Below are 15015 nucleotides of genomic sequence, written 5' to 3' on the forward strand. Positions count from 1 at the left end.
AACCAAGAGCATTCAAATCCACGGCATTTAAAGCCGATGAAGCAATACCAAAGGAACATTTGTAGTGAAATACCGGTTGGATAAATACCTGGTCGATAAAGGTCTCTGTCGCTCAAGGAACCAGGCCCAGGAATTAATCACCCAAGGAGCCGTGGAAATACAAATCGGCAAGGACTGGCAAAAGGCCGGCAAAGCCAGCCAGACACTTCCCGAAGGCACTCCCCTGCGCATCGTTGACAATGAATTACAGCGCTTTGTTTCCAGAGGAGCACTAAAGCTTGCGGGTGCGTTGGACCGCATTCAAAACAAATTGAACGAATCAGGGTTGGAAACCTGGGACTTTAGCCGTCTGTCAGCGGTAGACGTCGGGCAATCCACCGGTGGCTTTACTCATGTTTTACTGGACCGGGGTATTGCTTCTGTGACCGGTGTTGAAGTCGGACACGATCAACTAGTTGAAGAAATCAGAGACAACCCAAGAGTCAGTGTTTACGAAGGTGTAAACGCCAAACATCTCGCCTCCTGGTTTAAGTCGGAGCTTGAGGAACACCCAGGCTTTGACCTTGCCGTCATGGATGTAAGCTTTATCTCCCAGACATTAATACTGCCCGAACTGGCCAAAATTCTGAAACCGGGCGGCAAGCTGGTTAGCCTTGTGAAACCGCAGTTTGAAGTCGGCCCCGAAGGACTGGGTAAAGGCGGACTGGTTAACAATCCCGGACTTTACCCAGAAGTGGAAAAAGCTCTTAAGGAATGTTGTAAAACGTCCGGATTGGACGTTATTGATTACTTTGACAGCCCGATTAAAGGCGGAGATGGAAATCGGGAGTTTTTCATTTACGCCCGCAGGAGAAAAACATCCCAATAAAGGCCAGCATCCTGGTAGTTAGTGCAGCGACGGCTCCGAGGGCATTTCCTGGCGATTTTCAGGGGAGTCGATAAAGCGGCAATCCACAAGGTCCCTCAGCACGTCTACTTTTGCATCGACTGCAGCACGGAGAAACACCCCAAACTGGTCCCTGGTGATTCCAGCGGAAACCCATTGGGTATCACAAATGATCAGCCTTGCCGGCCCATCATCACTCACATCAAGAAAAAACTTCAGGTTGGCATATGTGCCATTAAATCGGGGAAGCTCAGCATTCACCGCTAAAACTGCTGAGTTACGAATATCGACTTCGGTAGTGAAAATCAGGCAATCCTGTTCAAGAAAAAGCCGGCTTTCCAATACGCCAACCTGGCTTTGCACCTCGGTAATATGTACACCCTGGCACTGACCACACAGGTAGTGCTGCACCCCCAGATCTTCCAACCAGTTTAAAAGGCTGTCGTGGTCAATAAACTTAATCGTCGGCATGTGAATCTCTTGGATAGTGCATTTGAAGTGAGGCGCGGATTATAAATTAACCAGCCCTCGAACGATAGAGTTGACAAGGCTTCCAGAGACAATTTCAGCTTTTGATCAGACACAATTCGGATGATCAATGAAGGATAATCCGCCTTAAGAGCGCATTTCTGAGTGAAGACCAATGATTGCCACCAGGGGATAGACTATGCAATGGCTCAAATATGTTGAACGTCTGTATAACCGACCGGCATCCAAGGAACTGGAACAACGCCAGTCAAAAACCAGTAGTACGCCCAAAGAAAACGACGGCACGTTTTGGGGAATGAGCGCTAACGATGCTCTTTCAGTGAACATCGTCACCAAGGAATGCGGCAGAAAGTTTTAAGCCTCAGGTGGCTTATAGTTCTACTCTTCCGCCCCCGGAGTCCCGGCAGACGTGCTGCCCTGACCGCTTTGCTCCGGGTTGAACAGCTGAAAATAGGCCACTTCCCGGAGAAATTCCTCGCGATAAATAGGTTTCAGCAAACCGGCTCCAACGATATCGACAGAGTTGGGCTGTAGTCCACCACGATTACCAGGTCTTTGCCAGGGTACGATATAGAGGATTTTAGGTTGTTCCTGATCCCCCCTGATCTCAGCGCCTTCAATCACAATGACATCCTCAGCGGCGCTTGCGCCCTGGCACAACAGCATGGACATCAGCAGAATCTTCAGGCTCTTAGGTGCTTTATAGCGCTTGATAACCAACATCAGTTTAGCCTCGATTCGATATCCACAATCCAGAATTTAACCTGCTCTACCGGTTCACTCTGCAGAGACTGATATACCTTATAGTGCTTCAGCGCCTCGGGCAGTTTTCCCATATAGAGGTCATAGACAATGCCTAAATTCAGGTGGGCTGCAGCATTACCGGGGTCCAGCTCTATCGCCTTCAGATACATTTGCTCAGCCTCGGTAAATCGACCTTCCTGCCGATCCACCAAACCTAACGCGACATAGACATCCACATTTTTTGGGTTGGCACTGAGCGCCTTTTCATAGTAGCTCCGCGCTTGCTCATAGCTCTCTTCCTGCATGGCCAGCAAGCCAAGATTCAGGTAAGGCCCTGAAAATGAGGGGTATGATTGAATCAGTTGCTCAAGATTTTCACGAGCCTGATCTGTACGGCCGCCCTCCATTGCAACCAACGCCTGATCAAATAGCAGTGCCGCTTCTTCCGGTATAACAGGTCCTTGAGCTTCTGCTCCCTCGGCAACAACGGCACCTTCACCTGACGTGCTTTCTTGTGCCACTTCACCTGAAGACTCCTGCTCCGGCGTTGAGGTCTGCATGGAGCTGCATCCAACCATCAGCGCCAGCAGGCCCATCACTGTAATGTTATAAAATGCTTTCACTGACAACGGGGATCTCTTCCACTCTTTGGTATCTTACAGGGAACAGCTTTTCCAATGCTCTGAAACTGTTCTTTACCCAAACATCGTATACTCCGGACCAGCTACGCTGAGCGTTTGATTCGTGGATACTGATCGCATCTTCCTCAAACGGATAGGCCTGATCCTCTAACAGCAACTCATATTGTTCCAACTCCAGATCGGAAAGGTTCGCCGGGCGCTCAGAATCCAGCAGATCTCTGCTGAACTGCGCATAGATTTCACCCATCTGGAACGTTGAACGCGTTGTGTACTCTGCTATTCGGTAATTAGCCGCCTTCTTGTACGCCTTCATGGCCGATTCCATGGTCTTCTTCTTCCGCGCAAGATTTTGGCTTAAAGGCGCAACCAGCTTCACACTCTGAAATTCTTCATAAGCGACATCCGCCAGCTCAATCGTTGCCCCGGCAGCCAGGAAACGCATTCGATCAGAAGCTTGAGAGGCATGACCTTCATAACTGCTCTCAATTTTCCGCAACCAAAAGTAGCGCTTATCGGGCTCATTAGTGGTGTTATAAAGTTCTGACAAAACAAACTGGGCTTCCATGGCCAGGTCAGCCGGCTCAGGATAGGTGTTGGCATACGCCCTGTAAGTATCGATCGCTTCAGGTACATAGCCGTTGGCCTCATAAATCTCGGCCGCCATCAGCAACGACTCGCGCCTGACATTCGGATCTTCATGAGTACTGGCAATAGTCTTAAGCTCGCTTGCTGCGTGATCCCATTGTTTGGTTTCTCTGTAGGCGACAGCCAGCTTCGCTGGAATATCCTTGGAGAGTTCATGATTGGGATAGCGGGAACGGAAATCCTCCAGCACTGGGATCGCCCGGTCAAATTGAGAGAGCTGTAGCATATAGGTTGCAGCATCATATTGGGCGTTCACTCGAATGCTGGCTCCCGGTGTGACCAAGGAAACTCGCAAAAACTCATCAATGGCGGCTTCGGTTTCACCCTGCTTCAACAGTGACTCACCTTGACGATAAATACTCGCCGCCAGCAACTCTACCGTATCCTCACGACGCTCATCATTTTCCGGCATCAGCGCTATCGACTGGGCGTAAGCACCCTCAGCCTCGGAGTAATTCTCCAGTGCATAATGACTGTGACTGATGATAAGCCAGGCATTCAACTGAACCTCCCGATCCGGTAGAGGCTGCCAGTTTGCAACCGTCTCCGCTGCGGGAATCGCGGCCAGATAGTCCTTCATTTCAAACAGCGTCGCAGCCGCATTCGCCTGCACATCCAAAGCCCTTGGATCCTGCGGATAATGTTCAACGAATCTCAGCTGACTGGCCACCTTCTCTGACGTCAGAATATCTCTGGAAGCCTCCGGTGACTGTTTGATCAATTCTCCATGGGTCGCGATGGCAGCATAGCCCGCCTGCGCTCCATTTATAAATTCCGGATACTGATAGGCGGCCTTTTCATAAGCAAAAATAGCCCGCTGCAGGTCGCCTACTTCATAAAGGGATTCACCCAGCAAATACACCATTTCCGGTGTTTTTGGAGAATCCGGGAAGGTATCGGCAAATTCGCCATAATAACGGGATGCCAACTGGTACTCTGACTTGGCATCTTCATTATTCTTACGACGCTGCTGAGCTCTGGCATGGTGATACTTCGCCAACTCGTCGATAAACAGTGCAAGCTTTTCATCAACAATGACCGGGATTTCCTTACCTTCTTTTGCCACCACCTGATTCCTGAAATCACTCCGGATTCCATAATTGTCCACAAACCGCGCTTTTTCATCGCGCGCTTCGGCAATCAGGCCTTCTCCAATCTGCAAGTCAATGACTTTGGCCTGATACTGAGGCGACCAGACACTATAAGGATGGAGTTCGATATATTGTTGATAAAGTGAAATGGCATCCAGGTTCTGTTCCCGGCTCACCAAGAGCTTGGCATAGTTGTCATATACCAGATGCTCATAATGCCGGGCACCCACTTTCCGGAACAGCTCACGCACAGTGTCCGCTCCGTCCATATAGGAGAACGCAAACCCCATGACCCGGAACTGGTCATTGACAAGACCAGCCCGTTCATCACCGACCTCCTTATGAGAAGAGGACTCCGGCAGCATATGATCAAGGAGTTCCACGAAAGTCATCAGGGATCTTTCAAAGCCTCCCTGCTTGAACTGGCTCCAGCCTTTCATATACAGGGCTTTCTCGAAGAATGTGTTATCTGCCTGAGAATTAGTCACTACCTGATTAAATGCACCGCCGGCCTCAGGATAGTCGCCCATGGAGTATAAAATCTCACCACGGCGGAAATTTGCCTCAGTGGCATATTCGGACTGGGGATAGCGAGTGACCAATTGATCCAATCTATCAAGCGCGGACTCCTGGTCTCCCTGAAGATCGTATGCCTTCGCCAACTGGTATAACACCTGATCATTGTCCTGACGATCAGGATAGGTTTGAAGCAGTGATTCGTATGTGTCTATCGTCAATTCATACTCATTGAGCCCAGCAACCTCTTCACTTTCTGGCACCTCAACATCCTGCATCTCGTCAGTCTGCAACATCTTAAGATCTGCAAGACGATACAGAATTTTTGCTCTAACCTCAGGGTCTTCCACTGAAGGCAACAGGTCCTGGTAATGACTGATTACCTGGCGGACATCAACTTCCACCTTCTCCTCGTCAGCCTCCTCCAGAGTCACTGGCTGAAGTTCTGCCAGAGTGGGAATGGCACGGTTTTCCGTATCCGTGTCGGAGGTCCCCATCAATGAACAGGCTGGCAACAAGCCAAACATGGCCATCAGAAAACAAGATCGGGTGATTCTCATCATGACTCAGCTTCCTCCGTACCGGCTGAAGCTGACTCATTCTTATCCGCTGCTGCCCCCTGCTGATCCTGTAATGCTTCCTTTTTTTCGGGGGGGGCAATTTCAGAAGCCGGAGCAAGACTTTCTTCCAGGAGCTTATCTGCAATACGGGCACGCGCCAGTTTGGAAGCATTCAGATAGGTCTGAATTCGATCCTGCTGCCCCGATAGTTCCTTCCGCGCCATATCGACAGCTTTGTCTTTTCTATCGATCAAAGCCTTATCAACACGGGCAATCAATCCCGCGATCCTCGGACGCACAGCATCAACCCGCTGCTGCAAACGACCGATAACAGTTGTGTCAGCCATCATACTCAGCAATTTGTCCCGACGTGAGTTGTAACTCTGAAGCTCATCATCCAACTCCTTCAAGGCCTTCCTTGTATTCCATGCCTGAGTGGTTGAGGTCTCACTGATCTGCCACAAATAGTAGCCCTCAATTCGGCGAAGTTTTTCTCTGTACTCATCGATATCAGGATCGTTTCCAAGTTTAGCGATCCGGTCCTTGACCTGTTGAATGAGATCCCTGAATTCCAGCTGTTCTTCGTTGATAAACATACCGCCGGCGTCGTCTTCCAACCCTTTTTCGACCAGATTCGCCAACCGATCACGCCGCTCCTGTAACGCCATTGACTGCTTCTCAGCCAGACTTGCCGCCGTAGCCTCTACCCTTTCATTTCTGGCTTGATTCCGGGTCTCCACCATAATCCCAAAACTGTTAACACTCGTTTGCCACTTTTCCAGGTCATTCTTCAGGAAAGTCAGTTCGCGAATATCTTTCAGAATGGACAGAAACGCTTCTGAGGCAAACAACGTCGCAAGATTGGCGGCAGCGGGTTCAACTTTCAGACGCCCATAACTGTCGGTGGACAGCTCTGGATCATCAATAGCGACCTTTCTGCCAGTCTCAGGCAGTGACATTTTCCCCGCAAAATAGTCTTCATTCAGAGAGCGGATTTCAGAGTTCAGGCTGACATTGCTCTGACCATAGGCATCGACAGCATTTTGATAAGCCTTTAATGCTCGACCTTCCTGACCAAGCTGCTCATATATATAAGCAATCGCATAGTGCGACTCTCTTACCCAAAGACTGTCGGTCTGCATATCGTTGAGCTGCTTCAATGCGCCCAGGGCCAACCCGAATTGTTTTCCGTTGGCAGCAGCCAGAGCAAAACCAAATAGAGCTCTCTCCGACCATGGTCCATTCAGCCTGATCTGCCTGTAGGAGGACATGGCCATATCAGAATTTCCCTGGTCCAGATAGAGCGCGGCCTTGGTCAATGCCACCCTATCCTGGAGTGCCAGAATTTCTTTCTTCAAAGAGGAGCCGCCCTCTTCCGCCTCATCCTCAAGAGCACCGTCAAAGTCATCAAATGTCATCTGCTCAAGCGTCTGAAGAGCCCCTTCAGGCTGCTTGTTCGCCAGCATTGCAAGTGACTTGTTGAACAACAGATAGGAAAGCAGCAATGAGGGATCGTCCACCTCATCCGCCATTTCCTCTAACACATGATCAAGCTCTTCAAGTCGATTCAGGCCAATCAGCGTCTGGGCTTTGAGGTAATAATATTCTTCAAACCTCTCTTCCCACTCATCCTCCAGCAGCTCAACATCGATCTGCTCGAGCGCCTCCAGGGCATGCTCCCAGTCTCGATTCAGGTAGTGCACTTTGGCGAGATAGAACCAAGCTTGCATTCTGACTTTAGGGCCGACATGGACAGCTTTTGGCCTTTCTTCTCCAACAGCACCTTCTTCAACAGCCTCCTCTTCACCAGCTCCTGCACCACCGGCCTCCCCGTTTCCTTCGGTCAGCAAATCAACAAATATTTTCCTTGCAGGTCCGACCATCCCATAGGACAGCATCATGCCGCCCTTCAATATCATGGGGTGCTCGCCATGGCCCTTTATACCGCCACGGGTCTCTGCCAGAGCCAGCTCAGTCAACGCCTGAAAATAGTCCTGCTGATAAAAAGAATACAGAACTTCCCCGTATGCCAGGTCATTGGCCCTGGTCGGAGGATCTTCTTCCGCGTGCGCGCCAATACTGGCCAGCAACAGCAACAGACCGGCGATACATCTTTTGGAAATCACGACTGGGAACATTCTGAATTCCCTACTCCCATTCCACGACGGTAAATTCGGGTTGGTAGTTTTTTGTGGAGTCCATGACTCTCAATTCCAGAGATGTAATATCCGACCCCTTGGTGAACGTCTTCGTAGTACCCAGCTTATAATTTCGTTCATTAGGTCCGGTGCCCGTGAGAAAAGCCGTTAGCTCATGCTCTCCACTTCGAATATTGCCGGTATACAATCTTTGAATCCCACCTTTATGCAAAGCCTTGATCTGCTTTTCCGTATAAAGGTACGTGGTAACCGTTTCACCATCCACTTTGAGCTCTACCGAATCCAGGTCCAGAAACTCACCAACGTCAACAGACAAAAAGACTACAAACTGTGTCGTAGCAGGAAACAGTAGATCTTCTTCCAATATGAACAAGTCACGGTTCAAATTGATGACTTCCTGCTTCAAGTCTTCCACTTCATCGACAATGGGCTTTTCCAGCGCTTCACTATCACCGGAGCGCGTTTCACTGTCACTGGAGAGCACTTCACTGTCATTGGAGAGCTCTTCGCTATCACTGGAGAGCATCTCAGCATCCTGCGCATAGACCATTGCAGGTAAAACCAGGGCTATGAGGAATATTCGAGCCTTGGCACTAAATGGTTTAACAGCTCCTTTGAGCTTTGATAGAAACAACATGGCTGCCTCGCTTAATATTCCAACTTCACGAAAAAGCGCCCCACTAGCGCGTCGAATTCATACAGGGGCTCTTCTCCAGCTTGATATCCTTCCTGAGAAATATCCCGGAAGTCCTCATATTCAAACTTCAAATAATCCAGAAACAGGTTGATCTGCCCTTTTTCAATTAAAGGAATACTGGTGGGCTCGAATTCAAAGGTTACCCCCAATCCCAGAGTTTGGGTCTGGAAGGTACTCAGCTCTTTATCCCTTGCAAGAAAGTTCTGGGCATCCTGGTAGGGGAAAAGATCGTTATAGAAATCAGCCTTGGTTTGGGAATAGGCACGATATTTAAGTTCAAATATCCAATGTTCAAATGCTGGATGAATATAGGCGATCTCATACTGATCAGCCCGCACTCCCCAAGAGTCATTGAAGTAACGATATTCAGCACGGATAGCTGCCCGATATGGCAGATAGTACATCCCACGAAGGGCAACAGCCCGACTTGTGTGTGTATTCGGATACTGTTCAGCCTGAAAATCATATCCACGAACACCATCACTGACGAAACGCACCTGCCGATAAGCGTTATTCAGGAAACCTTCGTCTGTAATCGCCTCAAAGTCGAGATTAACCAAAGCATTTTTAGTAAGAACCTGGCTTAGTCCCAAACGGTAATGTTGACGATCAATTTCTTCAGAAAAAGTATCATCACCCACTCGACCAACTTCGTCCCAGCCCTTGGTGTATCCCATTGTGATAGTCGTTAAGTCACCAAAAAAATCCTGGCTGATATTGAAGGATAAAGAATTTGCCTCATAGTCATTTTCTTCACTATTACTATAGGAGAGGCTCAATATCGACTTACCTGTCAGATAGTCCATTGCTACAGTCTGCTGTATACGTTCCTCTTCATATTCACTTGCGGTAGATACGACATCGATAGAGGCGCCGCTGACAGTATCAACAAGATACTCGCCGCTTAAGGAAAAAGTTGAATCAAAATTTTTGCGTACCAGAACTGCAGGACCATCAATCAATTGACCATCCTGATCATAACGATGATACAGGAACTCCACTGCCTGCTCTGGCAATACGGCAGCGGGCAGAGGCAAGCTTTGCAAAGCAAACAGGAAAGCCAGTACCAATAACAAAGGCTTCAGCATCTTAGTTGCACCCACAGCCACCACCTGAACCGCCTTCAGCACCTCTGGCACCTTCCCGGGATTGATACATGTGATGCATATAGGCGTTGGCAATACCCAGCCGGCCAAAGCTCATGATCGGATCGGCCAGGTTGTCCCTTTCATAGGGTTTGACCCACGGCTTAATTTCCCCGCAACCGGTCATAGCCAGTAGCAGCATCCAGGGCAACAGGATTTTCAGATACTTCACCGTTCTTATTCCCTGATCAATTTTTTAACTTCTTTTGCATAATGCTCTTCATACCCAGGCTGATAACCTTTATGGAGATATCTCATGTTTCCATCCCGGTCGATCATGATGGATGTCGGCATCGCTTCAACATCATACAATTCACTAACGTCATTCTTGGTGTCATACAGAATCGGAAACGAGACATCCACATCCTTCAAAAATTCATCCGCAAGCGATGGATCTTCGTCCACGTTGACGGCAAAGATGGTAAATCCGAATTTCTTGTATTTGTCATATATTTCCTGCATCAAAGGCATTTCCTGACGACAGGGGCCACACCATGATGCCCAAAAATTTATCATCACTACCTGACCTTTCTGCTCGCTCAGGCGCAGGTTTTTCTGCAAAGAACTTTTCAGCGTAAAATCGGGAGCCGCGCCTTCAATATCAGCCGCCTGAGTCAGCGCACCGAAGGCAGTCATTGATAGGGCCAGCAATCCTGTCAGCATTAATTTCTTCATTTGTATACCCTCTTTAATCTCCGACCTTTTTCAGGTCTTTTTCCCTGCATCTCTGAGCAGAGATTTACGCTAGAAAAATATGGTCAAACCTGATGTAAATTCCAGGTTATGGGTTGTCTTGTCTGCTCCCAGAATATCGTTATCAAAGATGTGATCCCTGAGATCCAGTCTGACCGACAACCAGTCAGTCGGCAGGAACTGATACCCCCAACCAAAGTTGGCTGTTAGTCTGTCATCCCCGGCAAAATCAGTGGAACCCAGTCCTGCCAGCACATAGAAATTTGTATTAAAGGCGTAGCTGCGACCAAAGAATGCTTCCCCGGGCAGAAAGTTGTATCCAATATCAACGCTGTAATAAGTCAGATCCCGGTCATCATCAGGCAACAACCGAACGTTACCGCTTAACGTCTCAAAACTGGTTTCCCCTGCTTCCGTCATGCCATAGTTCACTTCCAGAAACAGATCTTCACTCATGTGGTAGGCGACTTTTACTCCCACCACCACATCTGTGCCGAAATCCTCAATGCTGTAGATTCCGCCGTAAGCGCCAATTTCGAAATTCTCGGTATCTATCAAGTCTTCTTCCACTGACCTGGGCTCAACTTCAGGTTTGATGATCGGCTCATCACCTGAAACCTCAGAGTCTGCTGCCCAAACCGGTGAAACCACTGACAGCGAAATACCGCCGGCTAAAAGAACACGCTTAAACCAATTTTCCATTCTTCTGCTTCTTCGTTTTCGTCACGCGTTGTCATTACCACATATTCCCGATACTCAGCTCTCAGGAAATAGCGATCAGTTAAATAAAACCTCAACCCCAAACCATAGTGGGTTGAATCCTCATCCCTATTTTCTTCCCTGACCAAGGTGGCTTTGGGCTTTATGTAAGCCACCCCTGTCCCAAGTGTAAAAAATGGGGATATGCGCCACTGCGGAAAAGGTTGATGCACCAGGTTGATATTCCCTATAAGCACCTGGGAAAAATCACCCAGCACCTGTGAAACTCCCACTTCAGCCGACAGGTTAGGAGTAAACTGGTAACCCGCATATAGAGTATTAACCGCTGCTCCGCCAAAGCTTCCAGTCATCACCCCAGCTTCCCAGGTCCGGGAGTCATAGTCATCATAACGGGGGTCGGAAAACGCCACATTCTCCCCTGTAGCATCAAGTGTTTTCTCAATATCATCCCGGTGAACCCATCCCTCTTCACCCTGTTTAACCCTGACTTTTATCCAATCGGTTTTACGTTTGATAAGTTCGATCCACTCATCTTTTTCCGCGACATAAAAAACAGGAAAACCTCGCCCTGGCCCCGTTCTTATTTCAACGTATGGTTCCACCACCTGAGTGGTCTGTATTTCATCATAAAACGGCCAATACCACGGTGCTCTACTACTTTCATCAGCAGCAGAGCAGTTCATCGACAAAAAGGCCAAAGCAATCCATAACCAAGCGAATTGCAAACTTCGCAGCGTCTTTTTTTGCAAGAGGATTAATCCTGAGGAATATCAAAGGGGTTATTATAGTACTGGGCGCCAATATCTACCCACTCTGCTATCAACTTTAATTCTGCCGCTGACAGGCGACCAACATGAGAGCCTGATTCAAACAGATCGAAGAAGTTGGTACTTCCAATTGCATTTGCGGCTCTTAAAGGTGGAGAAACAGTAACAGGTTGAGTTACCTGAGTAGGCATCATGGTATCGGGATCGATGATTATTTCACCTTCATCATCCGTCTCATAGACAGGATTCCCTTCGTCATCAAATACCGGCTCCGCCACATCCACCAGATTACCATCAGCATCGAGTTCCAGCTTATTGTCCGTAAACAACAGTTCACGGAATGATTTAAACTGATCCGCATTCAAGTCAGAAATACCATCAGTTAAATCCAACTGCGCATTCGGAATCATCGCGTTCATTCCATCAGTATTGGTATGACAGCTGGTACAAGTGTCTTCATCCGTATCAGCATCAGCACCGTCAAGACGCTCCAGACTCCACATCGGATGAATATGTGTTTCATAGTTAATAACTATACGACACTTACTCGTCCACTCATCTGCGCAGTTAGTCGACATTGGCGCAGGAGTACCCAAGTCAGTGTACGCATAACTGAAGTCTGGCTCTTTACTACCATCCGGCGCCCAATCATCAGAAAAGGTAATATCCGGCAGAAGCTCACGGGGACTTTCAGCTAACCGGGTAAAGGTCTGAGCCATGGTTTCGCCCATGTCGGCCGTCAACGTCACATCCGCACCGGGGAAACCTACTCCGGTAGTCAATGCACCTTTATTAATAGAAGGTGCCTGAGCGCTGCGCCTGCCGTGCGGAAGCTCACTATCCGCAGTATGGCACCCAACACATTCCAACTCTTCTCCAGGCCGCACCTGCAACCAGTTATTGTGCAATGGTGAAATACGTTTTCCATTGGCATCAAGGATACTGAATGCAATGGCGACATTGGCCGGCACCTTAAAGCGTGCTGACCCGTCAGGCTCCACAGGGACGTACCCCAGAATCTCCCTCATGCGCAGATTCCCGGCCCTGCCGAATGCAAAACCGGGCACGTTAATCACATCGTTATCTGCACGGGATACCGGTTTCTCGACCCGTATGAATCTTGCCTCCCGCGACGAAGCAGGAGTCATCGTCGGGTTGGACACTACATCCAGGCCATCGTCAGTCGTGTCCGAACCATCAACATCGTAGACACTTCGAATATCAATAATGCCGTAGCCTGAATTGTAGAGTTCTTCATCTACATCCACTCCTTCAACCACATCAGGAATATATGTAGGTAAGGACAGATCTTGCATGATCACAGCATCACTGTACATAACACCTTCTTTCGGCAGCACTATTGGAAGTTGCGTGTCAGTACTTGGACTGAATATCCACAATCCATATAGAGGTTCTGCTGCCTCATAATCATTTGAATCAAGCCGCTCCTGAGTACACGGATATATATCACCCTCGACGTCGTCAGATCTCACCAGCCTGCACTGACTCCAGCTTACGATCATCCTGCTGGTGCCATCCTGCAACGGCGCAGCAAAAGCGTACTTACCTGCAAGATTAATATCCTCGTTAGTCAGCACCTCTCCGTCCGTCAGCGACTCTTGACCACTGGCGCTAGCAACCCCATTTGAATAAAACGGCTGATCATGATCGGTATAACCATCAATATCGATAGCCACCAAATCAGCCCCAAAGAGGCTGGAAATATATGGACGCAAACTCACCATAATTCGCCCATCTTCCATTTCCAGGGGCCTGATAAAATGAACATTTGTCTCGTCCGACCCGGTATCGTGAGAATGATGTCCATAAACCAGCTCCAGTTCCGTGCCGTCTGGATTAACCTGGTAAAGATCCATAACATCATTACCCGGTGCATGATTCCAACGGGTAAAAAGAATTTTTCCGCTCTGCAACAGAATGGGATCAAGATCACTGCTCTGATTGTATGTTATCTGATGAATATCAGAGCCATCGCTACCCATTACATGCAGACTCAGGGCAGGCTCGTCATTACCTTCATTCAAGGCAGGATATTGAGGTTTGTTCTCGTCCAGGAGGATCGCCTGGGATTGAGTCTGCCGGGTAGAGCTGAATACAATTCGTCCATCCGCCAGATAGCTGGGAGCAACATCCTGGCCATCTTCCGCGGTGTTGTTGGACTCAATGATTCTATGCAAGGATTTGGTAAGGCTGTCATACTCCCAAATATTCCAGGTGGGCTGCTCGTCTTCATCAGCCCCTTCGATCTCCGGTGCTCGCATGGCAAACAGCAGCTTGCTCCCATCATAGGAAATGGATAGGTCCTTAATGTCATAAGCTCCGGAAAATATGCCGGCGGTAACGTTTCTCTCCTGCGCACTTGGCGAAGCCTGATCACGAATAAACAGCTGAGCTCCGGGATTAAAGGCCAGAGGATCCCGCACATCGTTACTGACGAAATCTCCCTCAGCATTTATCGTGAGTGAGCGCTTTACATAAGCAATAGGGATATCCTGAACAACAGGGTCTTTACTTTGCCCTGAAGAGCCAATCCCCACACCATCACAGCCACCAAGCATTACGCCCAACATGCCGTAGATACTGACCCTTCTCAGTAACCCGCCGACTTCGCCATGACCAACATTCATTACTGGAGTCCGATTATTCATAATTCGAATGACTTCTTTAATTAAAGACCACAAGCTTCCGGAACAATCTAAACCGAATGATTACAACCGGCCACTCTATTTGTTTTGGTCTTTTTTTCCCAAAACAAACTATATACTCTTCAAGGGACACCTAAAGGGTATGTAGAACCTATATATAGAGCCAGACTATCAATGTAACCGAATGTAATATCGTGAGTCTTACCACAAAAACAAGAATGCCTGTTCTATTACAATCAATCTCAGTTGTAAAGCAGGTATAAGTGTTTATAAAGAAAATTGCATAAAAATCAGTAAATAATGCTGACGAGGCAAGCTAAAATATAGACACCCTGAACACCAGTAGTCCATTTAGCCTAGCCCCAAGGATAGGTTAAACCAATTAGTATTTAGGTTAATATTAGAGCTGGGTTTAAAGGTTTATGAGAAAACAATAATGCTGAAATAAAATCACGAAATATTTTAAGTGACATATATATTTCTCCATTTGATAAGTTTTCATCCCAACTTTTTTACCAGCAATGCAACACACTGTAATGTATGATGCTGCAATTTGTGTTCGGATAGCCCTGTACTACCGACAAAATAAGAAGCAG

General features: G+C 48.1%; 14 protein-coding genes. 2 read left to right on the forward strand and 12 right to left on the reverse strand.

Annotated features, from left to right (window positions below):
• The first annotated feature begins 64 nt into the window (after nucleotides 1–64).
• Entirely contained in the window at nucleotides 65–868 is an 804-nt protein-coding gene (locus BTA51_RS10945) for a TlyA family RNA methyltransferase (RefSeq protein ID WP_094707484.1), read from the forward strand.
• An 18-nt stretch (nucleotides 869–886) separates the two neighbouring features.
• On the opposite strand, the gene BTA51_RS10950 is transcribed toward BTA51_RS10945, so the two are convergent.
• The gene (locus BTA51_RS10950) at nucleotides 887–1357 is read right to left on the reverse strand and encodes a YbjN domain-containing protein (protein WP_094707485.1); all 471 of its coding nucleotides are present in this window, start codon (nucleotides 1355–1357) and stop codon (nucleotides 887–889) included.
• A gap of 196 nt (nucleotides 1358–1553) precedes the next feature.
• Here BTA51_RS10950 and BTA51_RS10955 point away from each other — a divergent pair, with 196 nt between their 5' ends.
• On the forward strand, nucleotides 1554–1733 hold the full coding sequence (locus BTA51_RS10955) for a hypothetical protein (RefSeq protein ID WP_094707486.1): 180 nt from the start codon (nucleotides 1554–1556) through the stop codon (nucleotides 1731–1733).
• A gap of 20 nt (nucleotides 1734–1753) precedes the next feature.
• On the opposite strand, the gene BTA51_RS10960 is transcribed toward BTA51_RS10955, so the two are convergent.
• From BTA51_RS10960 to BTA51_RS11010, 11 genes are all read right to left on the reverse strand, one after another.
• Nucleotides 1754–2098 carry a hypothetical protein gene (locus BTA51_RS10960; protein ID WP_094707487.1) on the reverse strand — a complete coding sequence of 115 codons (345 nt, stop codon included), beginning with the start codon at nucleotides 2096–2098 and terminating at the stop codon, nucleotides 1754–1756.
• Nucleotides 2098–2742: a tetratricopeptide repeat protein gene (locus BTA51_RS10965; RefSeq protein ID WP_094707488.1), complete on the reverse strand. Its 645-nt coding sequence runs from the start codon at nucleotides 2740–2742 to the stop codon at nucleotides 2098–2100. Before BTA51_RS10965 ends, BTA51_RS10960 begins: the two co-directional genes overlap by 1 nt.
• Entirely contained in the window at nucleotides 2726–5575 is a 2850-nt protein-coding gene (locus tag BTA51_RS10970; RefSeq protein ID WP_094707489.1) for a tetratricopeptide repeat protein, read from the reverse strand. Before BTA51_RS10970 ends, BTA51_RS10965 begins: the two co-directional genes overlap by 17 nt.
• Entirely contained in the window at nucleotides 5572–7710 is a 2139-nt protein-coding gene (locus BTA51_RS10975) for a hypothetical protein (RefSeq protein WP_094707490.1), read from the reverse strand. The genes BTA51_RS10970 and BTA51_RS10975 overlap by 4 nt, the downstream gene beginning before the upstream one ends.
• A 10-nt stretch (nucleotides 7711–7720) precedes the next feature.
• Nucleotides 7721–8368 (reverse strand): AraC family transcriptional regulator, encoded by a 648-nt coding sequence (locus BTA51_RS10980; RefSeq protein ID WP_094707491.1) that lies wholly within the window; start codon nucleotides 8366–8368, stop codon nucleotides 7721–7723.
• Between the two features lie 11 nt (nucleotides 8369–8379).
• On the reverse strand, nucleotides 8380–9531 hold the full coding sequence (locus BTA51_RS10985; RefSeq protein ID WP_094707492.1) for a DUF3570 domain-containing protein: 1152 nt from the start codon (nucleotides 9529–9531) through the stop codon (nucleotides 8380–8382).
• Nucleotides 9518–9745 carry a DUF4266 domain-containing protein gene (locus tag BTA51_RS10990; RefSeq protein WP_246840999.1) on the reverse strand — a complete coding sequence of 76 codons (228 nt, stop codon included), beginning with the start codon at nucleotides 9743–9745 and terminating at the stop codon, nucleotides 9518–9520. The genes BTA51_RS10985 and BTA51_RS10990 overlap by 14 nt, the downstream gene beginning before the upstream one ends.
• A 5-nt stretch (nucleotides 9746–9750) precedes the next feature.
• A complete protein-coding gene (locus tag BTA51_RS10995) occupies nucleotides 9751–10248 on the reverse strand; it encodes a peroxiredoxin (RefSeq protein WP_094707493.1) in 498 nt (165 codons plus the stop codon).
• 69 nt (nucleotides 10249–10317) lie between these two features.
• Nucleotides 10318–10968 carry an outer membrane beta-barrel domain-containing protein gene (locus tag BTA51_RS11000; RefSeq protein WP_094707494.1) on the reverse strand — a complete coding sequence of 217 codons (651 nt, stop codon included), beginning with the start codon at nucleotides 10966–10968 and terminating at the stop codon, nucleotides 10318–10320.
• Nucleotides 10938–11735: an outer membrane beta-barrel protein gene (locus BTA51_RS11005; protein WP_246841000.1), complete on the reverse strand. Its 798-nt coding sequence runs from the start codon at nucleotides 11733–11735 to the stop codon at nucleotides 10938–10940. The genes BTA51_RS11000 and BTA51_RS11005 overlap by 31 nt, the downstream gene beginning before the upstream one ends.
• Before the next feature lie 5 nt (nucleotides 11736–11740).
• Nucleotides 11741–14401: a hypothetical protein gene (locus BTA51_RS11010; protein ID WP_094707495.1), complete on the reverse strand. Its 2661-nt coding sequence runs from the start codon at nucleotides 14399–14401 to the stop codon at nucleotides 11741–11743.
• Nucleotides 14402–15015 lie beyond the last annotated feature (614 nt).

Source organism: Hahella sp. CCB-MM4 (assembly GCF_002260525.1).
Lineage (GTDB): Bacteria > Pseudomonadota > Gammaproteobacteria > Pseudomonadales > Oleiphilaceae > Hahella.